At 69.1% G+C, this 25,064-nt stretch carries 25 protein-coding genes; 7 read left to right on the plus strand and 18 right to left on the minus strand.

Annotated elements, in window-relative coordinates; translation table 11 throughout:
• Positions 1-7: 7 nt before the first annotated feature.
• Together ACSQ2B_RS21580 and ACSQ2B_RS21585 are read left to right on the plus strand one after the other, a co-directional pair.
• Positions 8-703, plus strand: coding sequence for a TerB family tellurite resistance protein (locus ACSQ2B_RS21580; protein ID WP_436053152.1), 696 nt, complete (start codon positions 8-10; stop codon positions 701-703).
• Between the two features lie 102 nt (positions 704-805).
• Positions 806-1,096: a hypothetical protein gene (locus tag ACSQ2B_RS21585; protein WP_436053154.1), complete on the plus strand. Its 291-nt coding sequence runs from the start codon at positions 806-808 to the stop codon at positions 1,094-1,096.
• Between the two features lie 194 nt (positions 1,097-1,290).
• On the opposite strand, the gene ACSQ2B_RS21590 is transcribed toward ACSQ2B_RS21585, so the two are convergent.
• Positions 1,291-1,866 carry a TetR/AcrR family transcriptional regulator gene (locus tag ACSQ2B_RS21590; RefSeq protein WP_436053156.1) on the minus strand — a complete coding sequence of 192 codons (576 nt, stop codon included), beginning with the start codon at positions 1,864-1,866 and terminating at the stop codon, positions 1,291-1,293.
• A gap of 86 nt (positions 1,867-1,952) precedes the next feature.
• Between ACSQ2B_RS21590 and ACSQ2B_RS21595 the strand changes: the two genes are divergently transcribed.
• Both ACSQ2B_RS21595 and ACSQ2B_RS21600 read left to right on the plus strand, forming a co-directional pair.
• Positions 1,953-2,711: an alpha/beta fold hydrolase gene (locus ACSQ2B_RS21595; RefSeq protein WP_436053158.1), complete on the plus strand. Its 759-nt coding sequence runs from the start codon at positions 1,953-1,955 to the stop codon at positions 2,709-2,711.
• A 53-nt stretch (positions 2,712-2,764) separates the two neighbouring features.
• A complete protein-coding gene (locus ACSQ2B_RS21600; RefSeq protein WP_436053159.1) occupies positions 2,765-4,723 on the plus strand; it encodes a PKD domain-containing protein in 1,959 nt (652 codons plus the stop codon).
• A 28-nt stretch (positions 4,724-4,751) separates the two neighbouring features.
• Here the strand turns inward: ACSQ2B_RS21600 and ACSQ2B_RS21605 are convergent, their stop codons facing one another.
• The 6 genes from ACSQ2B_RS21605 to ACSQ2B_RS21630 all read right to left on the minus strand — a co-directional run bounded on the left by ACSQ2B_RS21605 (position 4,752) and on the right by ACSQ2B_RS21630 (position 9,847).
• Positions 4,752-6,020: a cytochrome P450 gene (locus ACSQ2B_RS21605; RefSeq protein ID WP_436053161.1), complete on the minus strand. Its 1,269-nt coding sequence runs from the start codon at positions 6,018-6,020 to the stop codon at positions 4,752-4,754.
• A 98-nt stretch (positions 6,021-6,118) separates the two neighbouring features.
• Positions 6,119-7,000: an SMP-30/gluconolactonase/LRE family protein gene (locus tag ACSQ2B_RS21610; protein WP_436053162.1), complete on the minus strand. Its 882-nt coding sequence runs from the start codon at positions 6,998-7,000 to the stop codon at positions 6,119-6,121.
• 27 nt (positions 7,001-7,027) lie between these two features.
• Entirely contained in the window at positions 7,028-7,546 is a 519-nt protein-coding gene (locus ACSQ2B_RS21615; RefSeq protein ID WP_436053164.1) for a dihydrofolate reductase, read from the minus strand.
• Between the two features lie 149 nt (positions 7,547-7,695).
• Complete coding sequence (locus ACSQ2B_RS21620) at positions 7,696-8,538, minus strand: thymidylate synthase (RefSeq protein WP_436053166.1); 843 nt, start codon at positions 8,536-8,538, stop codon at positions 7,696-7,698.
• Between the two features lie 181 nt (positions 8,539-8,719).
• Positions 8,720-9,262 carry a DUF924 family protein gene (locus ACSQ2B_RS21625; protein ID WP_436053168.1) on the minus strand — a complete coding sequence of 181 codons (543 nt, stop codon included), beginning with the start codon at positions 9,260-9,262 and terminating at the stop codon, positions 8,720-8,722.
• Positions 9,263-9,541: 279 nt separating this feature from the next.
• The gene (locus ACSQ2B_RS21630; RefSeq protein ID WP_436053170.1) at positions 9,542-9,847 is read right to left on the minus strand and encodes a hypothetical protein; all 306 of its coding nucleotides are present in this window, start codon (positions 9,845-9,847) and stop codon (positions 9,542-9,544) included.
• 240 nt (positions 9,848-10,087) lie between these two features.
• Here ACSQ2B_RS21630 and ACSQ2B_RS21635 point away from each other — a divergent pair, with 240 nt between their 5' ends.
• Positions 10,088-10,255: an RcnB family protein gene (locus ACSQ2B_RS21635; protein WP_436053742.1), complete on the plus strand. Its 168-nt coding sequence runs from the start codon at positions 10,088-10,090 to the stop codon at positions 10,253-10,255.
• A gap of 189 nt (positions 10,256-10,444) precedes the next feature.
• On the opposite strand, the gene ACSQ2B_RS21640 is transcribed toward ACSQ2B_RS21635, so the two are convergent.
• Positions 10,445-10,924: a Fur family transcriptional regulator gene (locus ACSQ2B_RS21640; protein ID WP_436053744.1), complete on the minus strand. Its 480-nt coding sequence runs from the start codon at positions 10,922-10,924 to the stop codon at positions 10,445-10,447.
• A gap of 160 nt (positions 10,925-11,084) precedes the next feature.
• Between ACSQ2B_RS21640 and ACSQ2B_RS21645 the strand changes: the two genes are divergently transcribed.
• Positions 11,085-11,288 carry a hypothetical protein gene (locus ACSQ2B_RS21645; protein WP_436053171.1) on the plus strand — a complete coding sequence of 68 codons (204 nt, stop codon included), beginning with the start codon at positions 11,085-11,087 and terminating at the stop codon, positions 11,286-11,288.
• A 161-nt stretch (positions 11,289-11,449) separates the two neighbouring features.
• Here ACSQ2B_RS21645 and ACSQ2B_RS21650 read toward each other — a convergent pair whose 3' ends face one another.
• The 4 genes from ACSQ2B_RS21650 to prfA form a co-directional block, all read right to left on the minus strand.
• The gene (locus tag ACSQ2B_RS21650) at positions 11,450-12,472 is read right to left on the minus strand and encodes a DUF4167 domain-containing protein (RefSeq protein WP_436053173.1); all 1,023 of its coding nucleotides are present in this window, start codon (positions 12,470-12,472) and stop codon (positions 11,450-11,452) included.
• A 266-nt stretch (positions 12,473-12,738) separates the two neighbouring features.
• Complete coding sequence (gene prmC / locus ACSQ2B_RS21655; RefSeq protein ID WP_436053175.1) at positions 12,739-13,608, minus strand: peptide chain release factor N(5)-glutamine methyltransferase; 870 nt, start codon at positions 13,606-13,608, stop codon at positions 12,739-12,741.
• Positions 13,609-13,614: 6 nt separating this feature from the next.
• On the minus strand, positions 13,615-14,409 hold the full coding sequence (locus ACSQ2B_RS21660; RefSeq protein ID WP_436053176.1) for an MOSC domain-containing protein: 795 nt from the start codon (positions 14,407-14,409) through the stop codon (positions 13,615-13,617).
• A gap of 101 nt (positions 14,410-14,510) precedes the next feature.
• Positions 14,511-15,587, minus strand: a complete 1,077-nt coding sequence (gene prfA, locus ACSQ2B_RS21665; RefSeq protein WP_436053178.1) for a peptide chain release factor 1 — start codon at positions 15,585-15,587, stop codon at positions 14,511-14,513.
• A gap of 139 nt (positions 15,588-15,726) precedes the next feature.
• Here prfA and ACSQ2B_RS21670 point away from each other — a divergent pair, with 139 nt between their 5' ends.
• Positions 15,727-16,032: a hypothetical protein gene (locus ACSQ2B_RS21670; RefSeq protein WP_436053180.1), complete on the plus strand. Its 306-nt coding sequence runs from the start codon at positions 15,727-15,729 to the stop codon at positions 16,030-16,032.
• A 156-nt stretch (positions 16,033-16,188) separates the two neighbouring features.
• On the opposite strand, the gene ACSQ2B_RS21675 is transcribed toward ACSQ2B_RS21670, so the two are convergent.
• The 6 genes from ACSQ2B_RS21675 to ACSQ2B_RS21700 all read right to left on the minus strand — a co-directional run bounded on the left by ACSQ2B_RS21675 (position 16,189) and on the right by ACSQ2B_RS21700 (position 25,025).
• Positions 16,189-16,482, minus strand: a complete 294-nt coding sequence (locus tag ACSQ2B_RS21675; RefSeq protein WP_436053181.1) for a hypothetical protein — start codon at positions 16,480-16,482, stop codon at positions 16,189-16,191.
• Between the two features lie 92 nt (positions 16,483-16,574).
• Complete coding sequence (ispG, locus tag ACSQ2B_RS21680; RefSeq protein WP_436053183.1) at positions 16,575-17,723, minus strand: flavodoxin-dependent (E)-4-hydroxy-3-methylbut-2-enyl-diphosphate synthase; 1,149 nt, start codon at positions 17,721-17,723, stop codon at positions 16,575-16,577.
• 61 nt (positions 17,724-17,784) lie between these two features.
• Positions 17,785-20,169: a TonB-dependent receptor gene (locus tag ACSQ2B_RS21685; RefSeq protein WP_436053185.1), complete on the minus strand. Its 2,385-nt coding sequence runs from the start codon at positions 20,167-20,169 to the stop codon at positions 17,785-17,787.
• A 367-nt stretch (positions 20,170-20,536) separates the two neighbouring features.
• On the minus strand, positions 20,537-21,484 hold the full coding sequence (locus ACSQ2B_RS21690; RefSeq protein ID WP_436053186.1) for a helix-turn-helix domain-containing protein: 948 nt from the start codon (positions 21,482-21,484) through the stop codon (positions 20,537-20,539).
• A 183-nt stretch (positions 21,485-21,667) separates the two neighbouring features.
• On the minus strand, positions 21,668-23,932 hold the full coding sequence (gene ptsP / locus ACSQ2B_RS21695; RefSeq protein ID WP_436053188.1) for a phosphoenolpyruvate--protein phosphotransferase: 2,265 nt from the start codon (positions 23,930-23,932) through the stop codon (positions 21,668-21,670).
• A 115-nt stretch (positions 23,933-24,047) separates the two neighbouring features.
• Positions 24,048-25,025 carry an alpha/beta hydrolase family protein gene (locus tag ACSQ2B_RS21700; protein WP_436053189.1) on the minus strand — a complete coding sequence of 326 codons (978 nt, stop codon included), beginning with the start codon at positions 25,023-25,025 and terminating at the stop codon, positions 24,048-24,050.
• Between the last annotated feature and the right edge of the window lie 39 nt (positions 25,026-25,064).

The raw sequence follows: 25,064 nt of genomic DNA on the forward strand, positions 1-25,064 counted from the left end.
TACTCCGATGGGCTTTTGGCGCAAAATCGCGGGCTTGGCGGTCCGCAATCTGGACGAGGCGGACTGCCCGACCTGTCCCCCCGGCTTGCCGGGCGAAGATCCTGCGTTCACGACGGCGGTCACGGCCCTGGGCGCGAAGCTCGCCAAGGTCGACGGGCGGGCCCAGGCGTCGGAGTATGAGGCCTTCGCCGAAGTCTTCCAGCCGGAGGAGGGCAGCCTGGGCAACGTCCGGCGCCTCTACCAGCTCGCCCGCCAGACCACGCGCGGTTTCGAGAGCTACGCCCGCCGGCTGGCCAAGCGCTACCGCCACTGCCCGCAACTTCTGGAAGATGTGCTCGACGGCCTGTTCTTCGTCGCCACCTCCGACGGCGCGGTGACCGCCGACGAGCTGATCTATCTGGAGCGCGTCTCGCAGCTGTTCGGCCACAGCCCGCTCACCTTCCGCCGCCTGAAGGCGACGCACCTGGGGCTCGAGAAGGAAGATCCCTACGTCGTGCTCGGCGTGGCGCACGACGCCCCCGACGCCGACGTCCGCACCGCCTGGAAGGCGCAGCTGTCCGAGGCGCACCCCGACCGGGCGCGCGCCCGCGGCCTGCCCACCGAGTTCGTCGAAGTCGCCGAGGCCAAGGCCGCCGCCATCAACGCAGCCTTCGACACGGTCATGCGAGAGCGCAGGGCGCTGGCGTTGCAGGGAGCGGCATAGTTACGCGCTCGCCGAAGTTCACGATTATCTTCAGTTGACGTTCAGATCCTGAGGACCAAAATAGTTTATTACAGCTCATGCCTGGGCTGATTTGAGGACGCCATGGTGAGAGAATTCGCCGTTCGGCCGGGATCCGCCCTTCGCAGCCTTGCAGCGCTCGGCGGGACGCTGGCGACCGGGGCGGCGGTTGTCGTCGGTGCGGTGATGGCGGTTTTCGCCGCCGCCACCGTCGCGGTGATCGCGGTCATGGCGAGCGCGCTTCTCGGCTTCGCCGGCCTCGCGCTTCGGGCGCGGCGCACGGCGCGGGCGCGCAGCCGCCAGCCGGACGTCATCGAAGCCCGCCACCTGGGCGGCCACCACTGGGTGGCCTACGGCTGGAACGAGCGCAGCTGAACCTTAAGCGGCCGGACCCGGCCGGTTAAGGCTGTCGCGCGGTCGGGCTGGAGCTCTATCGCGACCAGGCCGCCATCGATCAGCACACCGCCAGCGACTATTTTCTCGCCGCGCTCGGCCGGATGCAGGCGTGCGTGGAAGGCGAGTCCGAAGTCGAATTCCTCGACAGCCTGGACTAGGGACGCAAGACGGGCTCAGGACTTGTCCACGACGCCCGTTGTGGACGTCCGCCGCTTCCCTGACGCCGGCGCGGCCGGAGCGATGACGGTTCGATCCAGAATGTCAGCCATGAGCGCGGCGGGCGGCGGGTCCGGTTGCCGGAGCCACCAGGCGAGAAGCTCGACGATCGCAGAGGCGGTGAGCACGACGCCCAGATCGCCCGGCAACCCGCTGTGCGGGCGCGCCGCAGCAGCCTCGCGGCCCTGGCGCAACATCTCCTCCCGCACGAAGCCGAACGCTCCTGTCAGCAGAGCTGACCACAGGGCGCGGTGCTGGTCGACATAGGTGCACAGAGCCAGGCAGGCGGCTCGCGAGTTCTCCGCGTCGTAGACGGGAATGGTCAGGTCCGACAGCCGCCGAACTTCCGCCGCCGCCAGGTCCTGCAGCAGAGCTTCCTTGCTCGCGTAGTGGCGATAGTAGGTCGTGAAGCCCACGCCGGCCGTCGCGGCGATATCGCGGATCGTGATCTGCTCCAGGGGCGTGGACTCCAGCAACTCCAGCAAGGCCTGGCTCAGGCCAGCCCGGCTGCGGAGCACGCGAGGGTCCGTCACGACCGCGCCTTTTTGGTTGATCTTCGGAACGCCGCGTTTCACAAGTTGCTCCATAGTCGGACAACCGATAGTCGGAGGAGACGCTCATGGCCACATTTGTACTCGTGCATGGAGGCGGACACGGCGGCTGGTGCTACACGCGCGTGGCGCGGCTGCTCAGGGAGGCCGGCCATCTCGTCTACGCGCCGAGCCTGACCGGCCTTGCCGACCGCAAGCATCTGCTCAGCCGCGACACCGACCTCGACACCCACGTCACCGACATCGTCAATCTGCTGGACTACGAGGAGCTGTCCGACGTGGTTCTGGTCGGCCACAGCTATGGCGGCATGGTCATCACCGGCGTCGCGGATCGCGCCGGCCGGCGCATCGCCCGGCTCGTCTATCTCGACGCCGCCCACCCGAAGGACGGCGAATCCCTCGCCGACGTCGCGCCCGCCATGATGAGCATGGCGCAAGGCGAACTGTTCGTTGCCGACGGCGTGGAGCTGGTGATGTCGCCGGAGTCCCAGGTGATCCCTCATCTGGGCGTCACCGATCCGGCCGACTTCGCCTGGATGAAGTCGAAGCTCACGCCCCACCCTTGGAAGTGCTTTACCCAGAAGCTCCAGTTCAGGGACGAGGTCGCCCTGCGCCGGATTCCGCGCACCAGCATCAACTGCACCCAGGCGCTGCGGTCGAGCGTGCCTGACGCCCGCGAGCGCCAGCTTGATGGCGACCAGCTGTTCGAGATCGACACCGGCCACGACCTGATGATCACCGAGCCCGCGGCCGTGGCCGACATGCTGCTGCAGGCCGCCGCCGCGGGGTCTCGGGCGGCGTCGCAGCCCGCAAGCGAAAGGGTCTGAGCGTTTCGCCCGGACTCGCCCAGCTGATGCCATAGCCAACGGCAAGGTTGAAAATGAACCTGCAGTCCCTCGACCGCGATGGGTCGGTGCGGGTGACGGAGGACTCCGTCGATCCGCTCTACAACGAGCCCTATATCGACGTGAACGAGCTGCGCGATGAGCCGGCGCCGCATCGTTACGTGCACGGCGGGTTCAAGGGCACGGACGCGCGCTTCTCGTTCTATTTCCCGCCTCCGGAGCAGTACGAGGGGCGCTTCCACCACAACACCTATCCGTTGGCGACGTCCGAGGACATTGGTCCGTTCCCGATCGCCTTTGGGGTGGCGACGGGCAATCTCGGCTTCACCCTCGACAGCGGCGCCTACTACGTCCAGACGAACCTCGGCGGCGCCTTCAGCCTGGGCGGCGCCGATCCCGCGATCGCGGCCTATCGCGTCAATGCGGCCGCGGCCAAATATTCGCGGGTGGTGGCGGCCGAGCTCTACGGCGATCACCGTCCATTCGGCTATCTCTTCGGCGGAAGCGGCGGCGCCTATCAGGCGGTCGGCAGCGCGGAGCAGACGAGCGGCGTGTGGGACGGCTTCGTCCCCTTCGTGCTGGGCTGCAACCACGCCACGCCGAGCAATTTCACCGTGCGGATGCATGCGCTGCGCGTGCTGCGGCGCCGGAACAGGTTTCCCGGCATCATGGACGCCCTGAACCCGGGCGGGAGCGGAGATCCCTATGCCGACCTGAACGAAGAGGAGCGGGCCGCGCTGAAGGAGGCGACGCTGATGGGCTTCCCTCCGAACGGCTGGTACAGCCACGAGACGATGGACGCCGGCTATTTCGGGAATATCGCCAGCGCCATTCCCCGCTTCGATCCGACCTATGTCGAGGACTTCTGGACGAAGCCCGGCTACCTGGGCGGCGATCCGGCCTCCTCGATCCGGGCCGATCGCTTTCACTTCGACACCACGGCGGCCAGCGTGACCGAGGGGCCTCCCAGGCGGGTCGAGCTGGCGACCATACCGGACAGGGACTTCGCCAATGCGCACCTGGTGCTGCTGAGCGGGGCTGCGGCCGGCAAGAGTCTCGCGATCCACGAAATCGACGGCAGGACCGTAAGCTTCACCACGACGGCCGATCCGGACGTGGTCGCGGCGGTTCAGCCCGGCGCACCGGTGCGGATCGACAATTCGTGGCCGCTCGCCGCGGAGACCTACCATCGCCACCAGGTCCCGCCGACGGAGGACTTCTATGGCTGGAACCAGTTCCGCGACGATCAGGGCCAGCCGATCTATCCGCAGCGCCACGCCCTGCTCGGCGCCACCTTCACGGTCAGCAGCGCGGGCGCCCTGCTGACCGGAAGGTTCCACGGCAAGATGCTCCTGATGCAGGCGCACATGGACATCGATTCCTTCGCCTGGTTCGCCGACTGGTACCGGTCGAAGGTGAAGGCGGCGATGGGACCCGGCTTCGAAGACAGCTTCGCGCTGTGGTTCGTGGATCGTGCCCAGCACGACAACCCCTCGACCCTGGTCGCCAAGGCCCACGCCGTGAGCGCCGAGGGCGCGCTGCAACAGGCGTTGCGCGACCTCAGCCGATGGGTCGAGACGGGGGTGCGCCCCTCCGACACCCGATACAAGGTGGCGCAGTCGCAGGTCGAGCTTCCGGCGCGGGCGGACGAGCGCGGAGGCCCGCAGCCGGTGGTCGACCTCAAGGCCAACGGCGGGGCGCGCGCCGAAGTCTCGGTCGGCGAACCCGTCGCCTTCACGGCCACGATCGAGACGCCGCCGGACGCGGGCGAGGTGGTTGCGGCGGAGTGGGACTTCGAGGGCCTCGGCGCCTACCCCGTCGATGACAGTCCCACCTCGCCGCAAGCGCGCGTCACCCTGTCGACCACCCACGCCTATTCCAAGCCCGGCGTCTATTTCGCCGTGCTGCGCGGCACGTCCCAGCGCGAGGGGGACGCACAGACGCCCTATGGGCGAATTCAGAACATCGCCCGCGTACGCGTGATCGTGACCTAGCCGGGCAGGACGGCGCGACGAGCGGCCTTCAGGCCCGGCGCGGGATCCGCACCGGCAGCTGCTCGTAGCCGTGCACGAAGCTCGAGTAGACGCGGGTCGGGGGACCGGTGACCTCGATCACCGGGAACCGCTTCAGGACCTCTTCCCAGATGATCTGCAGCTGCAGCTCGGCGAGGCGATTGCCGACGCAGCGGTGGATGCCGAAGCCAAAGGACAGGTGCTGGCGCACCCGCGGCCGCTCGATCCAGAAATCGTTCGGCCGCTCGATCACGCTCTCGTCGCGGTTGCCCGAGATGTACCACATGGCGACCTTGTCGCCCTTGCGGATCAGCTTGCCGCCCAGCTCCACGTCGCGGGTCGCCACGCGGCGCATATAGGCCAGCGGGGTCTGCCAGCGGATGGTCTCCGAGACCATGGCCGGGATCAGCGCCGGGTCGGCGCGCAGCCGAGCTTCCTGGTCGGGGTTCTGGCTTAGCGCCAGCACCGAGCCGGTGATGGTGTTGCGGGTGGTGTCGTTGCCGCCGACGATCAGCAGGATCAGGTTCCCGAGGTACTCCATGCGGTCCATGTTCCGCGTCGCCTCGCCGTGGGCGAGCATGGAGATCAGGTCGGGCCTTGGCGGGGCGTTGACCCGCTCATTCCACAGCTGGCCGAAATACGTCAGGCATTCGAACAGCTCGCCCTTGCGTTGCTCGACGCCGCGGCCGGGCTCGAAGAGGTGGCTGTCCGGCGGGGCGGTGGCCACGTCCGACCAGCGGGTCAGCTTGCGCCGGTCCTCCCAGGGAAAGTCGAACAGGGCGGCCAGCGTCATCGAGGTCAGCTCGATCGAGACCTTGTCCACCCAGTCGAACTCTTCGCCGATCGGCAGCTGGTCGAGGATCTGTCCCGCGCGCTCGCGGATGATCGGCGCCAGGTGCGCCATGTTCGGCCCGGAGACGATCGGCGCGATGGTCTTGCGCTGCACGTCGTGCCGCGGCGGGTCCATGGCGATGAACATCTGCAGCCGGAAATCTGGATCCGGATCCGGCAGGACGATCGCGGGCTCCGAGGAAAAGCTCTCGTGATCGCTGTCGACGGCGACGATGTCGTTGTAGCGGGTGATCGACCAGTAGCCGCCGATCTCCGGCAGCGGCGAGACGGCCCAGTGCACGGGATCCTCCGCCCGCAGCCGCTCGAAATAGGGCCAGAAGCCGCCGGTCCGGAAGAGTTCCGGATTCGCGGGACTGAGCGCCTCGAGCGGCATGGAATAGGCCGCTTCGCGAGCGGTGCGCTTCAGGTCTTGAGCGCCGTCATCCATGGGATCCATCCTCCAGCCGCGGGCGTCTCACCCATGGCGGCCCAAGTGTCCAGCCTCGCGCGTCGCCGCCGGGGCGCGGCGGGCGGGAGTCTAGACCCTCAGGCGTTGAAGTTCAGCCGCAATCCCGGCCGCGGCCAGCGGCATCTGTAGAGCTGGCCGGCGGCCGAGCCGGTGATCCAGGCGTCGCGCATGTCGGGTCCGCCGAAGCAGATGTTGGTGGTGACCGGGTCGGGGCAGGCGACGTGCTCCGTCGTTCCGTCCGGATCGAAGATGGTGATTCCGCTATCGCCGATGGTCGCGGCGCAGACCTTGCCGCCGGCCTCGACCGCCAGGCTGTCCAGCGCCTGCAGGCCGACCAGGTTCGCGACCAGGCGGCCGGGGACATGCCGCTCCTGGGGCGTCAGCACGCCGGGCTCGACGACGTCGAAGGCCCACAGCCGGCCCGTCTCGGTGTCGGCCAGATAGACCACCGTCTCGTCGGGCGAGAGGCCCACCCCGTTCGGCGAGAGCAGGCGCTGGCGCTGGCGGCTGATCTTCGATCCGTCGGCATGCGCGTAGTAGAGGCCGCCGTATCGGCGCGCGTCCGGCGTCGGCAGGCCGTGGTCGCTGAACCAGAGCCCGCCGTGGCGATCGAACACGAGGTCGTTGGGCGCGATCAGCCGCTGGCCGTCGCAGGCCTCGTAAACGGTCGAAAGCTCGCCGGTCTTCGGGTCGTAGCGCTGGATGTAGCCGCCCTGGTAGCTGTCGGCGTGGAAGAAGGCGCCGCCGTTGTTGGCGATCCAGATCGCGCCGTCGGGTCCGATCGCGGCGCCGTTCGGGCCCCCTCCGGTCTCGACCACCAGCGCCTTGCGGCCGTCCGGCCAGATCCGGGTGAGTTTCTGGCCCTGGACCTCGGTGACGATGACCGAGCCGTCGGCCATGGCCATCGGCCCTTCGGGGAACGCCAGCCCGTCGCAGACCTGCTGCATCTCGATCGTCATGCCAGCCGCCTCCCAGGTTTTGAAGGACTATAGGCGTTCCAGGACCCGGAAGGTGAAGGGGTGCTCGTCGTCGTCGCTCGCCGGATGCGACTCGCGGCGCACCTCCCGCCAGCGGCTCTCGTCGATCGGAGAGAGGCGCACGTCGCCCTCCACCTCGGCCTCGACCTCGGTGAGGTAGATCCGGCCCGCCCGTTTCAGCGCCAGCTCGAACAGCGAGGCGCCGCCGATCACGCAGACCTCGTCGCGGCCGTCCTCCTCGGCCTGCTCGCGGGCGATCTGCACGGCTTCGGAGAAGTCCTCGCAGACCAGGGCGCCGTGCGGCTCGAAGGAGCCGTCGCGCGACAGGACGATGTTGGTGCGGCCGACCAGCGGCTTCCGGGGCAGGCTGTCCCAGGTCTTGCGGCCCATGATCACCGGCTTGCCCATGGTCACGGCGCGGAAGATGGCCAGGTCGCTCTTCAGCCGCCAGGGCAGGGTCCCATCCTTGCCGATGACGCCGTTGCGCGCCCGAGCGATGGGGCCGGCAGTGAGAATGATCTGGGGCATGGAAGCTTCTTTAGCGCGAGTTCGCCCCCTCAGTCAGCTTCGCTGACAGCTCCCCCGCAAGCGGTGGAGCATCTTCGGCCCAGATCCTCCACCGCGTAGCGGGGGAGGTGGATCGCCGAAGGCGAGACGGAGGGGGCGTTCGGCGCGGATCAGACCGCGATCGGCGCCGGGATGGCCGGATGAGCCTTGTAGCCTTCCAGCTTGAAGTCCTCGAACGCGAAGCTGAACAGGTCGGGCTTGTCGGCGATCTGCATCACCGGCAGCGGCAGCGGTTCGCGGCTCAGCTGCAGCCGGGCCTGGTCGAGGTGGTTCAGGTAGAGGTGGGCGTCGCCGAAGGTATGGACGAACTCGCCGGGCTCCAGCCCGGTCACCTTGGCTATCATGAGGGTGAGCAGGGCGTAGCTGGCGATGTTGAACGGCACGCCCAGGAAGACGTCGGCCGAGCGCTGGTAGAGCTGGCAGGAGAGCTTCCCCTCCGCCACGAAGAACTGGAACAGGCAGTGGCAGGGCGGCAGCGCCATGTCGTCGACGTCGGCCGGGTTCCAGGCGCTGACGATATGGCGGCGGCTGGCGGGATTGGTCTTCAGGCTCTGGACCACATTGGCGATCTGGTCGATCACCCGGCCGTCCGGCGCGGCCCAGGAGCGCCATTGCTTGCCGTAGACGGGGCCAAGCTCGCCGTTCTCGTCGGCCCACTCGTTCCAGATGCTGACGCCGCGCTCCTGCAGCCAGCGGACGTTGGTGTCGCCGCGCAGGAACCAGAGCAGCTCCAGGATGATCGACTTGCGGTGCAGCTTCTTGGTGGTGAGAAGCGGGAAGCCCTTGGAAAGGTCGAACCGCATCTGCCGGCCGAAGACGCCCAGGGTGCCGACGCCCGTGCGGTCCTCGCGCCGGACCCCGGTCTCCAGGATGTCGGCGAGCAGGGCCAGGTACTGCCGCTCGGGATGGTCCGCGGCGGCTACGGCTTCAGCAAGGGCGAAGGGGGCGTTCATTGGACGCAAGCTTACGCGCAGAGGGGCGAGTCGTCAGGGCGAAACCACGCGGCCCATCATCCGCCCAATCCGTCATCCCGGCCGGAGCGAAGCGGAGAGCCGGGACCCAGGGGGTTCTGCAGTGCGGAGGCCCTGGGTCCCGGCTCGGCATGCGGCCGTCCGGGATGACGGGATTTTGAGTTCACCCCGCGAAGCCGCCCTCGTCGAGGAACTCCTGCTCCGGCGCGGTGGTCGGGCGGCCGAGGCAGGGGTTGCGGTGCGGGAAGCGGCCGAAGCGGGCGATGATGTCGCGGTGGATCGTCAGCCACTTCAGGACTTCGGCGTCGCCGAGCTCGGTGGCCACAGCCAGGCCGAAATCCTGGTCGGCGAGGTCTTCGGAATGTTCGAAGGGCAGGACGAAGAACTGCCGAAGCTCCGGCTCGACCTCGGTGTGGAAGCCGGCGTCGATCGCCGCGCGGGCGATGCTGCGCGCCTTGGGGTCGGTGGCGAAGGCATGCGCCGAGCCGCGGTAGAGGTTGCGCGGGAACTGGTCGAGCAGGATCAGCAGGGCCAGCGCGCCATCGGCGGTTTCCGTCCAGCCGTCGTACTGGCCGCGGGCGGCGGCGTGGTGCACCGGCTCGAACTTCAGCCGGATGGCGTCGTCGAACGCCCAGGAGCTGGCGTACCACTTCTTCGGACCGGCCGAGCGCCAGAAGCCCAGGATGTCGTTCGGGATCGCCGGCACGCGCGTTTCAGCTCCACTTCGGCGGCCAAGGCGCTCGCCTGCGGCAGACTTGGCCTGACGGGCGTCGTCGTTCAAGTCGGGTTCAGCCGCCGGGGCTCACAAGGAAGGTGAAGCGATGGGGCGGCCACGAGGGTCGCCCGGGAAAAGGTCGATGAAAACTAGGGTCCTCAGTCTTACGATCCTGTTGCTGGCGAGCACCGCGTCCGGCGCCTTGGCGCAGGATTCCGGCGGCGCCATGCAGCGGGTTTTGCGTCACTCCCAGGAGCAGGCGCGGTCGCGTCAGGAAGCGGCCGTCCCCGAGGCCCAGCCCGCCCCGCCCGCGCCAGCCGCTCCGGCCGCCCCGCCGGCGCGCTCGCCGCGGGCCCGCCCCTGGATGACGGCCGGGCCGACCGTGCGCCGCCCCGGGCCGGCGGGTCGCACGGGCCCGACGGAAACCGCGTCCGGGAGCGTGACCGTCGCGTCGAGGAGCGCCGCGTCGAGGAGCGCCGCGTCGAGGAGCGCCGCGACGATGATCGTCGCCGTCGCGACCTGGATCCGCGGGTCCAGGACCGGGATCGGGGGAACTGGGACCGCCGCGACGATCACCGGCCGCCCGGCGACCGTGACGGCCGGCGCGACGACAGGCGTGACGACAGGCGTGACGACAGGCGTGACGACCGGGGACGTTGGGACGGAGACCGGCGCCGCGACGACGGCGGGCGCGACGGTCCGCGCTGGGAATCCCGCCGCTATCCACCGATCTACAACAGCCCGTCACGCTACCGCGGCCCCTCCTGGCGGCCCCCGTACGGCTATTACGCGCGGTCCTGGCGGTTCGGCGAGATCCTGCCGCGCGGCTGGTATGGAGAGCAGTACCGGATACTCGACTGGTGGGAGTACGGCCTGCCGGAGCCGCCCTATGGCTACGACTGGGTCCGCGTCGGCCGCGACGTGCTGCTGATCGACAGCTACACGGGCCGCATCGTCCAGGTGGTTCGGATGGTCTTCTGGTGAGGCGCTAGAAGCGCCCGCCGCCCTTCCATCTTTCCGTCATGGCCGGGCCCCGTCCCGGCCACCCATGAACGTCGAAGGCGAAGGACGGTCTTCGTCTCTCCGTGCGCATGGGTTCCCGGCACAAGGCCGGGAATGACGGCGGGGGAGGGCGGAGCCGGGGGTTAAAGAGCGAATGAAAGCGCCGCGGCCCTATGCCCGGCAGGCGGGGCATAGGCCGCGGGCTTCGAGCGTGACGACGCGGACCTGGTAGCCGCGCGTTTCGGCCGCGGCGAGCTGGGCCGTGAAATCCGGCTCGAACTCTTCTGCTGCACCGCAGCAGTCGCAGATCAGGAAGGCGGCGCTGTGCGCCTCGCCGGCCAGGCGGCAGGGGACGTAGGCGTTCAGGCTCTCGATGCGATGGGCGAAGCCCAGGCGTTCGAGGAACTCCAGGGCGCGATAGACGGTAGGGGGTTTTGCCGGCGCGCCGGTCTGGCCGAACACCGCGATCAGGTCATAGGCCTTCAGCGGCGCGTCCGCGCCCAGCAGCAATTCCAACACCCGCCGGCGCGGCGCGGTCAGCCGCTCCTGGTTTTCCAGGCAGCGCGTCTCGGCCAGGCCGAGCGCGTGCTGAAGCGCTGGACCCTTGAGCCCAGGATGCGCCCCGTCGGCGTGATGACAATCCACACCCATCTGCACCAGCTAATCGCTTCAAGCCTCGGCGCCAACCACCCTGTCGTGATCGTTTCACAGTCAAGGTAGATACCTGCGTTCCGCGGCGCAGCAATTGCCTGCGACAATGTTGTGCGATGCGGTAAGAGATCGTTAGCCGTATAGCTTTGAGGGAAGCCCCATGTCGTTCATCCAGATGCGCACTGTGCCGGGCCTGTTCATCGGTCGCCGCACCTTGATCTGCGCCGAGCCGCCGGCCCCCGGGGTCGAGGACACGGGCTACCGCTGCGGCGCCTGCGACAGCATCATCCACGCCGCCGTCGATCCGGCCGAACTGCGCGACGTCGTCGTCCGCTGCGGCTGCGGCGAGATCAACCAGCTCTAGGCGGTTTCTCCTCCCCTCCCCGGGAGGAGCCTTCCACCGACCCAAAGAAAAAGCCCGCGGCTCGCGCCGCGGGCTTTTTGCATTCTGGGCCTTCGGCTAGCGCCTGAGGGCCTGACCCTCGTCGCCGCTCGCGCTGATCCAGCGCGAGCGGAACGGGGGCCTTAAGCGCCTTCGGTCTCGCTGCTGCTCGGCGAGCCGTCGCCGCCTTCGAAGGTGCGGGGCGCCCGGCGCCGGCGCGGCCGGCGGGCGGGAGCTTCCTCGTCGCTGGCGGCGGCTTCGGGGCGCGGCGTGGCGGGCGCCTGCAGGAAGGCCGGCGCGTGGCTTTCGCCGCCTTCGGAGTCGCGCAGCATTTGGGCCGGGCGCTCCTCGACGACGGGCGCCGGCGCGACCGGGACCTGAGCCTCGATCACGGGCGCCGGCTCGCGTGCGTCGCGACGCTCCTCGCCGGTGCGTTCGCCGCGGTTGCGGTCGTCCCGTTCGCGCCAGCGGTCGCGGCGGCCCTGGCCCTGAGCGGGCTGGCCGGTCGCAGCCAGCTGGGCGTTCTGAGCGCCCTGGGCCTCGCGATTGCGGTCGTCCCGGACCCGGTCGTCGCGGGGCCGGTCATCGCGCACCCGGTCGTCACGGGGACGATCGTCGCGCGGCCGGTCATCCCGGGGGCGGTCGTCGCGGTCGCGGCTCTCGAAGCGGTCGCGAGGCCGGTCGTCGCGAGCCCGATCGTCGCGTTGGCGGTCGTCACGGGGACGCTCTTCGCGCGCCTGCCAGCGGTTGTCGCGGGGCTGTTCCCCTTCGACTTCGTTGAGGCTCGCTTCCGCGGCGGCTTCGTCGGCCGCCTCGTGCTGGGCCTGGACGCCTTCGTCCTCGAAGTCGATGTCGTAGCCCGACTGGAACTGGTCTCGCCCGAGGATCTCGGACGCCGGCCGTTGCGGCTGCAGGGCGCGCAACAGGCGGAAATAGTGTTCGGAGTGCTGAAGGTAGTTCTCAGCCAGCACCCGGTCGCCCGCGGTCGTCGCGTCACGCGCCAGTTGCTGGTACTTTTCGAACACGGTCTGGGCGTTGCCGCGGACCTTCACGCCCTCGGGACCATTCGAATCGAAAGCCCGATTGGCGTTCTGTTGCTGCGGCTTGCCGCCGCCGCCGCTTCCGCCGCTTCCGCCCCCGCGGCCACGGCCGCGTTGACGCTTCATGCCCTTGAAATCTCTCATTATGCGATGACCGTTTTGGCTCTTCCTTGAGCGGACCTCGGTGAGGTCACTGCGCTAGCTTCAGCGTTCGGGCGTATGGCCCGTGGGAGTTGAGAAGACGCTAAGTTCCCAGTCGTCCGCCCGGGAGCTCGGAGCGAGAGCCTTTTGTGAGAAAGCGTCGCGCCTGCCGGGTCGGCTGGGCGTCCGTCTTTGGACGCGTCTGCCTTGGATCCAGCGATTTGGGTGGAGACGCACTGAGATGTAGCGAGTCAGGCCTTCTTTTCCAAGGGGTTTTTCAAGCCGGCCACCACGCGGTCGCGATCGGCCAGATCGCGCAGGGTGATCACCTCCGCCGCGCCGGCCTCGCGGAACAGGGCTTCGACGGCGTCTTTCTGGTCGTAGCCGATCTCGACGGCGAAGCGGCCGCCCGGTTTCAGCACCCGGAGGATCTCCGGGGCGAGGGTTCGATAGGCGTCCAGGCCGTCAGGGCCGCCCTCCAGCGCCAGCCGCGGCTCGTGGTCGCGGACCTCCGGCTCGAGGGTCTCGATCACATGGCTGGCGATATAGGGCGGGTTGGAGACCACCAGGTCGAAGCTCGCGTCCCCCAGGCCCCAGGTCCAGTCGCCGCGCATCAGCGCCGTGCGGCCGGCGAGGCCGAGGTTGGCGGCGTTCTCCCGGGCCACCGCCAGCGCCTCTTCCGAGACGTCGACGCCCAGGCCCTTGGCGGCCGGCCGCTCGGCCAGGATGGAGAGCAGGATGGCGCCGGAGCCGACGCCGAGGTCGAGCACATGCCAGGGCGCGTGCTCGGGGAAGTCGCGCAGGACGTATTCGACCACGGTCTCGGTGTCCGGCCGCGGCGTCAGCACGTCCGGCGTCACCTGCAGCATGATCTTCCAGAAGCCCTTGCGGCCGAGGATGTGGCTGACCGGCTCGCGGCGGCTTCGGCGCGCCAGATAGTCCTCGAGACGGGCCTGCTGCTCCGCGGTGAGCGGACGATGCGGGTCGGTGACGATGTCGACGCGCGTGGCCTCGGCGGCGGCCTCGACGAGCAGGCGGGCGTCGATCACCGGCCCGGCGACCCCGGCGGCTTCCAGCTGCTGCCTGGCCAGTTTCCAGGCTTGGACGAGGTTCAGGCCCATTCGGGTTCACGCTCTCCGGTCGGCCGCGGCCGGACCCTCGCAGATGTCCCCCGGGGCGATACGGCCCGCGGTGGTGACCTGCAGATAGACGCCGCAGTACATGTGGCCGTAGTTGTCGAACAGCGCCTTGGTGATCTCCAGATCGCGCTGGGCGGTCTTGAGGTTCACGTGAGTGGCCGCGCAACGGACGATCGGCTTGAACACCTGGGCCGCTGCGCCGCCCAGCTTCAACGCCTCGCCGACCCAGTCGTTCTCGACCCAGGCCGGCCAGCCCTCGACATAGAGGTTGGCCCGGAAGCGCAGGGGATTGATCTCCACGCCCAGGCGCTCGGAGAGGTCGCGGACGCTGGCGAGGTTGACCAGCGAGACCTGGCCCTGGGGATGGTCGGTGAAGCGGTGCTCGCCCGGCGCCTGGACCACCTGCAGCGGACCGCGGGCTTCCTCGCCGAGAAGCTCGCCCAGCCAGGCGGCGAAGCCCGCCCGGCCCTCGGCGCTGTCGAGCCGTCCGGCGAACGGGGTCAGGCCGTCGGCGCTGGCGTACAGAACGCCGTCCGCCTCGTCGTAGCAAGTGGTCGCCGCCGCCACCCGCGGCAGGCTGGCGAGCACGGTGAACTTCTGCTTCGGGATGAAGGCCGGCGCGGCCGGGTCGAAGCCCGAGGGGCCGTTCTCGACCGCCCACAGCCGGTCGAACGGGAAGCCTTCGCCCGGCGCCAGCGCGACGTCGGGCAGGGGCTCGGGCGTGAAGCCTTTCACCGGATGGCGGCACAGGGCCGCGAGAGTTCCCGAGATGGGGCTGGACATGCCAGGGCTCTAGCCGTTCGGGGCCCAGGGCGACAAGCGGAAGAAGAGCCTCCACCTTGGCGGCGTTTGCGATTCCCCTCCGCCTCGGCGAAGGTTCGCGCCTAGGCGATCTCGTCTTCGAGAGCCGCCAGGCGGGCGGCCTGGTCCTCGGCGATCAGCGGGTCGATGATGTCGTCGAGGGCCTCGCCTTCCAGCACCTTGGGCAGGTTGTAGACGGTCAGGTTGATGCGGTGGTCGGTCACCCGGCCTTGCGGGAAGTTGTAGGTGCGGATGCGCTCGGAGCGGTCGCCGGAGCCGACCTGGCTCTTGCGGGCGTCGGAGCGGGCGTTGTCGAGCGCCTCGCGCTGCTGGTCGTAGAGCTTGACCTTCAGCGCCTTCATCGCGCGAGCGCGGTTCTGGTGCTGCGACTTCTCGGAACTGGTGACCACGATGCCGGAGGGCAGGTGGGTGATGCGCACGGCGGAATCGGTCTTGTTGACGTGCTGGCCGCCGGCGCCGGACGAGCGGTAGGTGTCGATGCGCAGGTCCTGGTCGCGGATGTCGATCTCGACCTCCTCGGGCTCAGGCAGCACCGCGACGGTCGCCGCGGAGGTGTGGATGCGTCCGCCGGCTTCGGTGGCGGGCACCCGTTGAACCCGGTGGACGCCGCTCTCGAACTTCAGCCGGCCGAACACGCCGTCGCCGGTCACCGAGGCGATGATCTCCTTGTAGCCGCCGACCTCGCCCTCGGAGACCGAGTCGATCTCGACCCGCCAGCCCTGCAGCTGGGCGTAGCGCTGGTACATGCGGAAGAGGTCGCCGGCGAACAGCGCCGCCTCGTCGCCTCCGGTGCCGGCGCGCACTTCCAGGATGGCCGACGCGTTCTCGTCGCGGTCCTTGGGCGCCAGCAGCAGGGCCACCTCGCGCTCCAGCAGCGGCAGCCGTTCGTTCAGCGTCTGCAGCTCGCCGCGGGCGAGGCCGGCCATTTCGGCGTCGCCTGAGGCCAGCATCTCCTCCAGCTCCGGCAGCTCGCCGCGGGCGCGCTCCAGCGTCTGCACCGCCTCGGCCACCGGCCGCAGCTCGGCGTGCTCCTTGGAGAGTTTCACGATCTCGGCGCCGTCGCTGGCCGCGCCCATGCGCGCCTCCACCTCGCGGTAGCGGTCGAGCACCTGATCGAGCCTGGCCTGGGGAAGTCGCAAACGCAGATCCTGTCGAAAACTGGGAGGCTTCCTCTACCGCGCGGGGTCGCCGATGCCAACGCGCGCCGAGCTGGACCCAGGAACGCATGCCTGGGCGGCGAGTTACCCGCGCGGGGACGACAACAAGGAGACTGGCGAAATGGCGACGGAACGAGTGACCGAGCGCGCCGACGGACCCATCCGCGAACGCGTCGTCGAGCGGGAGGGCGGGGATACGACCTATGTGGATCGCGGCGGATCCGGCATCGGCGGCGTGATTGTCGGCATCGCGATCCTGGCGCTGGTGGCGATCATCGCCTTCTTCCTGCTGAACCAGAGCCGCAACGACAATCTACGCACCCGTGCGGTGACGAGCGCCGCCTCCGCCGTGGCCGACAGCGCCACGGGCGCAGCCAGGACCGCCGGCGACGCCGCCCAGGGCGCGGCGGACAACACGACCCGGTAAGCCCTCGTCAGGATCATGCAAAGGCCCGCCCCTGCGGGCGGACCTTCCATACGTCGAGCGCCATACTCTGACGCGAAAACGGGCCGTCCCTGCGGACGGCCCGTCGGTATCGCGAGACGGCGTCGGCGCTTGCGCCGGCGCCGTTATCGTGTGCGGCTAGATCCGATGCCCGTTCAGCGGCGCATTGCCGAAGGCGCCCAGCTTCACCGTCCCGGTCATCTTGTCGCCGTCCACCTTGGCGTCGAAGTCGAGCGTCAGCGGCATCGGCTTGGTGATGTCCGCGCTCCAGGTGAGGGTGTCGCCGGCGACCTTGCCGGTGATCTCCTGGGCGCCCATCGGGCTTTCGCTCTTGCCGGTGAAGGTGTCGCCCTGGGTGGTGATGGAGGCGGTCACCTCCTGCGGGCCCATGGGCGTCGAGATGGTGATCTTCCAGTTGCCGTCCGCGGACATGCAGGTCCTCCCGTTTCGTTGGGCGGCAGCTAAGCCCGGATGTCGGGCGCCGGCAAGGGCGCCGCAGGCGTCCGCTTCCTGAGGGAAGCCGGCTACTCCGCAGCCTCGCGCGCGGCGGCCGCAGCCGTCTCGGCCTGGATCTCCGCGGCGCGGGCTTCGACCAGGTCGACGATGTGTTCGACCATGCCTTCGTTGTCCATCTTGTGGTCCGGCCGGCCGGCCACATAGACCATGCCCGCGCCCTTGCCGCCGCCGGTGAAGCCCAGGTCGGTCATCAGCGCCTCGCCGGGGCCGTTCACCACGCAGCCGATGATGGAAAGGCTCATGGGCGTAGAAATGTGCGCCAGTCGCTCTTCCAAGGCCTCGACCGTCTTGATCACGTTGAACCCCTGCCGCGCACAGGAGGGGCAGGCGATGATGTTCACGCCGCGGTGGCGCAGGCCCAGCGACTTCAGGATGTCGAAGCCGACCTTGATCTCCTCCACCGGATCGGCCGCCAGGCTGACGCGGATGGTGTCGCCGATGCCGGCCCACAGCAGGGCGCCCATGCCGATGGAGGATTTGACCGTCCCGGTGCGCAGCGCCCCGGCCTCGGTGACGCCCAGGTGCAGCGGGCAGTCGATGGCCTCGGACAGCATCTGGTAGGCGGCGACGGTCATGAAGACGTCGGAGGCCTTCACGCTGATCTTGAACTCGTGGAAGTCGTGGTCCTGCAGGATGCGGGCATGGTTCAGCGCGCTTTCGACCATGGCCTCGGGGCAGGGCTCGCCGTAGCGCTCGAGCAGTTCGCGCTCCAGCGATCCGGCGTTGACGCCGATCCGCATCGAGCAGCCGTGGTCGCGGGCGGCCTGGATCACCTCGCGCACCCGGTCGGGCGAGCCGATGTTGCCGGGATTGATCCGCAGGCAGGCCGCGCCGGCCTGGGCGGCCTCGACGCCGCGGCGGTAGTGGAAATGGATGTCGGCGACCAGCGGGACCTTCGAGGCCTTGGCGATCTGCTTGAACGCCGCGGTGGAGTCCTCGTCCGGGCAGGAGACGCGGACGATGTCGGCGCCGGCCTCCTCCAGCCCGCGGATCTGGTCGATCGTCGCGGCCGCGTCGGCGGTCAGCGTATTGGTCATCGACTGGACGGTGATCGGGGCGTCGCCGCCCACCTCGACGGAGCCGACGCGGATCTTGCGCGACGGCCGGCGCTGGATCGCGCGCCAGGGGCGGAGATGGGTGTGGTCGTGGGCGCTCATGATGGGTGGAAGATAGAGGCTTCCCGGTCAAAGCCCAACCCGTCCCGCGCCCCCACGGGACCTAGCTGAACGGCCGCACCGTCAGCCGCAGCCAGACCTCCCGGCCGCGGTCCATGAAACAGACCGTTTCGTCGACGCCCGCAGGGCCGCGGTCATTTCCGCCGGTGAGCTGTCCGCCGAAGATGGAGTTCTGGATATTGGCGGCCGTGCAGTTGTGGGAGGTCAGCTTGTCGCCGATGTTCTTGCCGATCAGGGCGAACTCCCACCGGTCGTCCGGTCCGTGCACCGCCACGCTCAGATCGCTCTTGATGTAGCTCTTCTGGAAGAAGTCCGGCCGCAGGCCCAGGTAGGCCAGATACTTCGACGAGTACTGGTTGGAGTTGGAGATCACCATCTTCATCTCGTTGCCGATGGAGAATTCATAGTCGAACCCGAAATCGGCCTGCCAGTCCGGCGCACGGATCAGCGGCTGGCCGGCGAGGTTCTGGGCGGTGAACCGGCCGGTCAGCGGATTGAGGACCTCGGTGCAGCCTGCCGCGACCGTCTGGCCGCCCCAGCAGGGAACGTTGTTCAGGGTCTTGAACCGCGCGTGGTTCCAGTTGACCGCGCCGTGCAGGGTCAGTCCGTCGACCTGCGGCGGCAGGTAGCTGACGTCGAAATCAACGCCGTAGACCTGGGCCGCGCCGGCGTTGAGGGTCATGTTGACCGGCACGCCGCCGGCGGCGATCGGCTGGATGGCCCCAACCTGCAGCCCCGTGTAGCGGTAGTCGTAGAAGGCCAGGTTGGCGGCCAGCCGGCGCTCCAGCCACCGGGTCTTCAGGCCGACTTCGCCGCCCTCGACCTTCTCGTCGCCGAAGGAGAGGTCGGGGTTCGGCGTGGTCAGCGCCGTCAGGTTGAAGGAGCCGGACTTGTAGCCCTTCTTCAGCGAGCCGAAGGCGGTGATGTCGTCCGTCGGCTTGTAGGTGACCGTCAGCTCGGGCGAGACATTGTCCGACTTGATCTTCGGAACCCTGGTCGGGAACAGCACCGCCGCGCCGCTGATCAGGTTCTTGGCCGTGAGCTCGCGCCTTTCACCTGTCCAGCGGGCGCCGCCGGCGATCTCGAGCTTGGGCGAGACCTGCCACCGAAGCTGGCCGAAGGCGGACTTCGACTCGATCTGGACGAATTGCTCATAGTGGCCGATCGAAACGGGAATGCGATAGGCGCTGTTGCCCGGCAGGTTCACCCGGTTGAGCAGCTTGCCGTTCTGGTAATAGGCGCCGGCCGAGACGTTCAGCGGCCCTGTGAAGTCGGAGTTGGCGCGGAATTCCTGGGTCAGGTCGCGCCGGCTCAGCGGCTCCAGCACGGATGCGAAGGCCGGGCCCGCGAAGGTGCTCGACGAGGCGTTGGACGTGCTTTTGAACACCATGTCGTAGTAGCCGGTCGACGAGGTGAGCGTCAGCCCGGGGATCGGCCGGTAGTTCAGCTCCAGCGAGCCGTATTCCTGGTGCGTGCTGTGGAAGACGACGCCGTTGTTTTTCACGCCCGTGAAGTTGGCCGGGTTGAGATCCACGTAGCTGAGGTTGCGATCCCTCCTGCAGTTTTCGGCGCCGCCCAGAAGCGGCGGGTTGGTCCCGACCGCGCCGACGCCGTCGGGACAGGAGACGAGCTGGAAGGCGTCGTTTCCGGTGTGGCGGTTGTCGGCCATGTTGACCTTCAGCCGGGCGTCGAAGGCGCCCGACGGCTGCCAGATGGCCGTGCCCCGCAGCACATAGTTCCGCTCGGCCGGCGTGCGGCGGTTGTGCGGGTCCAGCGCGCCGGCGCCGGGCGCGGCGACAGCGACGTTTTTGAAATAGCCCTGGGCCTCGTCGTACATGCCGGCGAAGCGCAGGCGCAGGGTGTCGGTCACCGGGCCTGATATGATGAGTTCGCTCCGGTCCTCCTGAGCCACCAGCTCACGGCCGTAACGGGCGATGACCTCGAACCGGTCGGTCGGGTCGGCGGTGCGCAGAGCGATCACCCCGCCCGGGCTGTTCTTGCCGTAGAACAACGCCTGCGGGCCCTTCAGCACCTCGGCCTGACCCAGGTCGAACATGGCGCTGGCGTAGGCCAGGCTCTGGGTGATCTGCATGCCGTCGACGTTCAGCGAGACCGAGGCGTCGATGCCGGCGTTGATCGCGCTCGTTCCCACGCCGCGCAACGACACCTGGGTGCCCAGCGCGCCGGTGCCCTGGGCGAGCGAGAGGCCTGGCACGAACTTCGCGATGTCCTTCAGGTCCTGCGTCTGCCGACGCTCGAGTTGCACCTGCCCGATCGCGGTTTCGATGACCGGAACGTTGAGAATCGATTCCTGGCGTTTCCGGGCGGTGACGATGATTTCGCCGAGCTGAGTGTCCTGCGCCGTCGCCGCGACCGGAATCGCCGAGACGCACGCCGTCGCAGCAAGCAGCAGAAGCCTGAGCCGCATTGTAACCTCCCCAGTGTAGATTCTTGTCTCGTTGTCCTATTTGCGCGTATTCGAGAGCGCGCGGTCAAGGTGCGCGGGGGCTAAAAACGTGCTCTGGCGGCACGGGTTTTGGGATTTCGACGCAAAATCCGCTGGAAAGCTGAGTTTCAACTGTGGGATCGGGCCCAATTCTGGGCGCGCGACCATCTCGTCGAAGATCCTCGATGATCTGCGACTGTCGGTTGAGGCCGCCCTGAGGCGAGGCCCTAGATGGTGCGCGCTCACCTAACGACGCATTGCGCCGGTTTGCAATATCGTTGTTACCCAAGCGCTTGCTTCGCTCAGGGGGCGGGCTAGGCGCCGCAGGCGCGTTCAGACGCCGCGGCGTCTAGCCTCCGGCCAGTCCGCTGACCGAGGCCTGGGCGGCGGGGAGCACGCCGCGCGACTGGCCGCCGACGAAGACCTGGAAGCTGTTCGGGTCGGTGACGTTGAAGGTCAGGCCGTTCACCTGGGGCGCGCGGAAGGCCTCGCCCGCGGCGAGCTGGCGGGCGAAGTAGAGCGAGCCGTCGGCGCCCCGCACGATCAGCTGCGAGGACTTCAGCGCCTGGACGGTGACGAACGAGGGCTCGCCCGCCTTGGCGCCATAGATCATGCCCTTGGCCACGAACTTCGGCGGCAGCTGGGCCAGCGGCGGCGGATCGGTCATCTGGTTCAGCGGCTTGGGCTGGCCTGGCAGCGTCAGCTTGCCGTCTTCGGTCGGCACCGCCTGGGCCAGACCCGGGGTCTCGTAGGGCGGCGGCGTGGTGGACTCCACGGGCGCCGGCAGCGGGGGGCCCAGCACGATCGGTCCCGGCTTGGCGCTGGCGAGCGCCTTGGCGGTGATGACCTCCGAGGCGGCGGGCGGCGGCGGCGCGTCTTCGATCATGGCGCGCCGGGCGATGTTCCACAGGAAGATGGCGACAATGATCACGCAGCCGCCGGCGATCAGCGAGTTCACGCGCGGGTCGTGCTCGTCCTGCACGCCCAGCGGGGCGCGAAGCGGCTCGTCCAGCACCGGCTCCTCGGCGCGGAAGCGTTCGACGGCGGCTTCGGGATCGAGGCCGAGCGCGGAGGCGTAGGCGCGGATGTAGCCGATGGTGAAGGGCCGCGAAGGCAGGAGCTCTAGCCGCAACTCCTCGATCGCGGACAGATAGCTCGCGCGCACGCGGGTGGTTTCGGCGAGATTCTCGAGACTGCGGCCCTGGTGCTCGCGCACGGCGCGCAACGCCTGGCCGATGTCGACGCCGCTCTGCAGGGTCGGCGGCTCAGCCTGGGACGACCCGTCGGAGGCCGACATGTTAAGCTCGCTTACCCCGCCAGTATCGAGCGGCATGGCCACTGGACCTCTGCTTTAACGTCGCGTCGATCGGGCCGCGAAGACGCGCAACCCGAAACTTCTGAGCGTGATTGGATTAAGCTTTCGGTAACATGCGTCACGGAAGTGCTCAATGCGATGATCGGTCACGTGGCTCCGATCATTCTACACCGCAAGATAAATCTTGCGCGCGAGAGTCTCGATCTCGTTGCGCACCGATCCGGCGGAGCCCTTCAGCAGCGCCGACACCCCGCGCCGGGCCGCCTCGCGGTCGCAGGAGAGCACCATCTGCTTCACCGGGCCGATGCCGGCCGGCGGCATCGACAGCCGTTCGAAGCCGAGGGCGACCAGGGTGAAGGCTTCCAACGGCCGGCCCGCCATCTCGCCGCAGACGCTGACCGGGGTGCCGGTCTCGGCGCAGGCGAGCTGGATCTGCTGGAGCGCCCGCAGCGCCGGCGGCGACAGGAAGTCGTATCGATCCGAGACGCGCGGATTCCCGCGGTCGGCGGCGAACATGTACTGCATCAAGTCGTTTGTGCCGACCGAGACGAAGTCGGTCATCGGCAGCAGGGCGTCGAGGTGCCAGATCAGCGACGGCGCCTCGATCATTGCGCCGACGTCCAGCCTGGCGGGCGCGGCCCGGCCGCGGCGCAGCGCCCAGGCCACCTCGGTGTCGACCAGGGCGCGGGCGGCGCGGAACTCGTCGACGCTGGCGACCAGCGGGAACATCACTCGCAGCGGCCGGCCGCGCGCGGCCGCGAGCAGGGCGCGCAGCTGCAGCCGCAGCAGGGCCGGGCGGTCGAGCCCCATGCGGATCGCGCGCCAGCCGAGGGCCGGGTTCTCCTCGCGCTCGGCCTCCAGGTAGGGCAGCACCTTGTCGCCCCCCAGGTCGAGGGTGCGGAAGGTCACCGGCCGGTCGCCGGCGGCGTCCATCACCCGCTCGTAGAGCGCCGCCTGGGCGTTGAAGCGCGGCATCTCCTCGGCGACCATGAACTGGAACTCGGTGCGGAACAGGCCGATGCCCTCCGCCCCCGTCTCGGCCAGGATGTCGAGGTCGACGTCGAGGCCGGCGTTCATCAAGAGGGTGATCTTGGCGCCGTCGCGGGTGAAGGCCGGGGTGTCGCGCAGCTTGGCGAACTCTTCCCGACGCTGCCGGCGCACGTCGATCCGCGCCTGGATGGCTTTGACCACGTCGGGCCGGGGCCGCAGGTAGGCTTCGCCGGTCTCGGCGTCGACGATCACCATGTCGCCTTCCGACACCCGGTCGCGCAGGTTGGAGATCCGGCCGACGCAGGGGATGTCGAGCGCGCGGGCGACGATCGCGGCGTGGCTCGCGGCCGAGCCTTCCTCCAGCAGGAGGCCGCGCAGCTTCTTGCGGTCGTATTCCAGCAGGTCCGCAGGGCCCAGGTTCCGGGCGATCAGGATGGCGTTGTCGGGCAGCTCGCGGGCCACATGGCCGTCGCCGGACAGGTGGCGCAGCAGCCGGTCGTTGAGGTCTTCGAGGTCGTGCAGCCGCTCGCGTAGATAGGGATCGCGGGCCTGGCCCAGTCGCGCGCGGTGCTCGGAGCGCACCCGCTCCACCGCCGCCTCGGCCGTCAGCCCGTTGTGCACCGCGTCTTCCAGGCTGCGGTTCCAGCCGCGGTCGTGGGCGAACATGCGGTAGGTCTCGAGCACCTCGTAGGAGGCGTCGACCAGGCCGTGCTGGCCTTCCAACATGGTGTCGATCTGCGCCTGCAGGGCGGTGACGGCGGTCTTCAGCCGCTCTTCCTCGGCGACGACGTCTTCGGCCAGCAGCTGCGAGGGGGTGACCGGCGGCTCGTGCAGGACGGCGACGCCATAGGCCAGGCCGTCGCCGAACTTCGAGCCCTTCATCCGCTCGGGCTTGCGCGGCGCGATTTCGACGCCGGCGAGCTCGCCCAGGGAGATCAGCTCGCCCCCGGCCATCATCTCGGCCAGCACCATGGCGACGATCTGCAGATCCTCGACCTCGTCCTCGGTGTAGACGCGCTCGGTGCGGTTCTGCACGACCAGGACGCCGATCGCCCGGCCGCCGCGCAGCAGGGGCACGCCGAGGAAGGCGTGGAACGGGTCTTCGCCGGTCTCGGGCCGGTAGGAGAAGGCCGGGTGTTCCGGCGCGTCGGCCAGGTTCAGCGGGCGGCCCAGGCGCATGATCTCGCCGATCAGGCCTTCGCCGCGCTTCATGCGCGTCAGGTGGACGGCGCCGGGGTCGAGGCCTTCGGTGGCGAACAGCTCCATCTCGCCCGCCGAGCGGCGCATGTAGAGCGAGCAGACTTCCGCCACCATCGAGCGGGCGATGATGCGCACGACCATGTCGAGGCGCGCCTGCGCGGGGCCGCCGCCGGCGAGCGCCTCACGGATCTGCTTGAGCAGGCTCCGCTGTCCACGGATCGCAACGCCCGTATTCGCCATCGGACGTCTCGACGCCTCCCTGTCCTGCCTCGGCCTCCTATCAGCTTTATCGTCTGGAACGGAGACGGAAAGGGGGCGCGTGCACCGAAAGACGTGAAGTTCAGAAGCCGACCTTTCAAGGCCGCGGTTCGAGCGTTCTGCGAAAGAAATCGACGAGGTCGCGGTTGAACGCAGCGTGGAAGCCGGCGCGATCAAAGCCGGGCGCGCTGGTGCAGATCTGCGGATAGTGTTTCGCCAGTTCGGCCGAGCAGGGCGCAAGGAAGTCGTAGTGGCCGGCGCCGGCCACGAGGTGGAACTCCGGCGGGGCGGGCAGGGCGAGCCGCACAGCTTCGGCGTAATAGGGATGCGGCAGCACCTGGTCGTCGGCCGCGCGCCACAGCTGCACCGGCTGGCGCACCTGGGCGAGCCCCTTGCGTCCAAAGGCGTAGCCGAGGGCGGGCGCTGCGGCGACGACGGCCTTGATCCTCGGGTCGTGGGCCCAGATGAAACCGGCGGGCAGGGCGCGTCCGCCGCCACGCGCCACCAGACGGCAGTCGAAGAAGTCCGGATGCGCCTGGCAATGCGGTCCGACGGCGACCAGATCCGGCTCGCCGCCGGCCGCGGCCAGCACGGTGAAGCCGCCGGCCGAAAAGCCGAACGCGCCCACCCGGTCCGGGTCGATGCGGTCGTGATCGGGCCAGGTCGAGAGGATGTAGTCGACCGTCAGCTTCAGCTGTCGAGGGCGACGCCAGATCTCCACAGCGCGGCTCCGGTCGCGCCAGTTGTCGCCGGCGTGGGTCAGGGCGACGGCGACGAAGCCCGCGGCCGCCAGGGCGGCGGCGGTGTCCTGATGCGAGGTGAAGGCGCCGCCGGTCCCGTGGGAGATGACCACCAGCGGCAGGCCCTGCCCCGCCACTGGGCCGCCGACCGCCGCCGGGGCCTCGAGAAATGGCAGCTGCCTTGGAGCCGCGTCGGTGGGATACCAGACCCCGGCCTCGATCGGCCCGTCGTCAGGGTCGGGGATGGTGAGGCGGGCGAAGCCGACTCCGGCTTGGGCTGAGGCCGTCGTGAAGATCAGGACGAGAAGCGCAAGCGCGAGCGGACGGCGAAGCATGGCGGACCTTTCGGGGTTTCGATCCGGCCAAGGGATCCG

It is taken from the genome of Phenylobacterium sp. LjRoot225 (assembly GCF_964252855.1).
In the GTDB taxonomy this organism is placed as follows: Bacteria; Pseudomonadota; Alphaproteobacteria; order Caulobacterales; family Caulobacteraceae; genus Phenylobacterium.

Bases quoted from the DNA above. Each gene is read 5' to 3' on its own strand.
- ACSQ2B_RS21700 (WP_436053189.1), bottom strand. From the start codon at position 25,025: ATGCTTCGCCGTCCGCTCGCGCTTGCGCTTCTCGTCCTGATCTTCACG.
- ACSQ2B_RS21640 (WP_436053744.1), bottom strand. From the start codon at position 10,924: ATGGGTGTGGATTGTCATCACGCCGACGGGGCGCATCCTGGGCTCAAG.
- ACSQ2B_RS21650 (WP_436053173.1), bottom strand. From the start codon at position 12,472: ATGAAGCGTCAACGCGGCCGTGGCCGCGGGGGCGGAAGCGGCGGAAGC.
- ACSQ2B_RS21585 (WP_436053154.1), top strand. From the start codon at position 806: ATGGTGAGAGAATTCGCCGTTCGGCCGGGATCCGCCCTTCGCAGCCTT.
- ACSQ2B_RS21690 (WP_436053186.1), bottom strand. From the start codon at position 21,484: ATGTCGGCCTCCGACGGGTCGTCCCAGGCTGAGCCGCCGACCCTGCAG.
- ACSQ2B_RS21620 (WP_436053166.1), bottom strand. From the start codon at position 8,538: ATGAACGCCCCCTTCGCCCTTGCTGAAGCCGTAGCCGCCGCGGACCAT.
- ACSQ2B_RS21660 (WP_436053176.1), bottom strand. From the start codon at position 14,409: ATGTCCAGCCCCATCTCGGGAACTCTCGCGGCCCTGTGCCGCCATCCG.
- ACSQ2B_RS21675 (WP_436053181.1), bottom strand. From the start codon at position 16,482: ATGTCCGCGGACGGCAACTGGAAGATCACCATCTCGACGCCCATGGGC.
- ACSQ2B_RS21615 (WP_436053164.1), bottom strand. From the start codon at position 7,546: ATGCCCCAGATCATTCTCACTGCCGGCCCCATCGCTCGGGCGCGCAAC.
- ACSQ2B_RS21605 (WP_436053161.1), bottom strand. From the start codon at position 6,020: ATGGATGACGGCGCTCAAGACCTGAAGCGCACCGCTCGCGAAGCGGCC.
- ACSQ2B_RS21670 (WP_436053180.1), top strand. From the start codon at position 15,727: ATGGCGACGGAACGAGTGACCGAGCGCGCCGACGGACCCATCCGCGAA.
- ACSQ2B_RS21685 (WP_436053185.1), bottom strand. From the start codon at position 20,169: ATGCGGCTCAGGCTTCTGCTGCTTGCTGCGACGGCGTGCGTCTCGGCG.
- ACSQ2B_RS21595 (WP_436053158.1), top strand. From the start codon at position 1,953: ATGGCCACATTTGTACTCGTGCATGGAGGCGGACACGGCGGCTGGTGC.
- ACSQ2B_RS21645 (WP_436053171.1), top strand. From the start codon at position 11,085: ATGTCGTTCATCCAGATGCGCACTGTGCCGGGCCTGTTCATCGGTCGC.
- ACSQ2B_RS21580 (WP_436053152.1), top strand. From the start codon at position 8: ATGGGCTTTTGGCGCAAAATCGCGGGCTTGGCGGTCCGCAATCTGGAC.
- prmC (WP_436053175.1), bottom strand. From the start codon at position 13,608: ATGGGCCTGAACCTCGTCCAAGCCTGGAAACTGGCCAGGCAGCAGCTG.
- ACSQ2B_RS21600 (WP_436053159.1), top strand. From the start codon at position 2,765: ATGAACCTGCAGTCCCTCGACCGCGATGGGTCGGTGCGGGTGACGGAG.
- ispG (WP_436053183.1), bottom strand. From the start codon at position 17,723: ATGAGCGCCCACGACCACACCCATCTCCGCCCCTGGCGCGCGATCCAG.
- ACSQ2B_RS21610 (WP_436053162.1), bottom strand. From the start codon at position 7,000: ATGACGATCGAGATGCAGCAGGTCTGCGACGGGCTGGCGTTCCCCGAA.
- ptsP (WP_436053188.1), bottom strand. From the start codon at position 23,932: ATGGCGAATACGGGCGTTGCGATCCGTGGACAGCGGAGCCTGCTCAAG.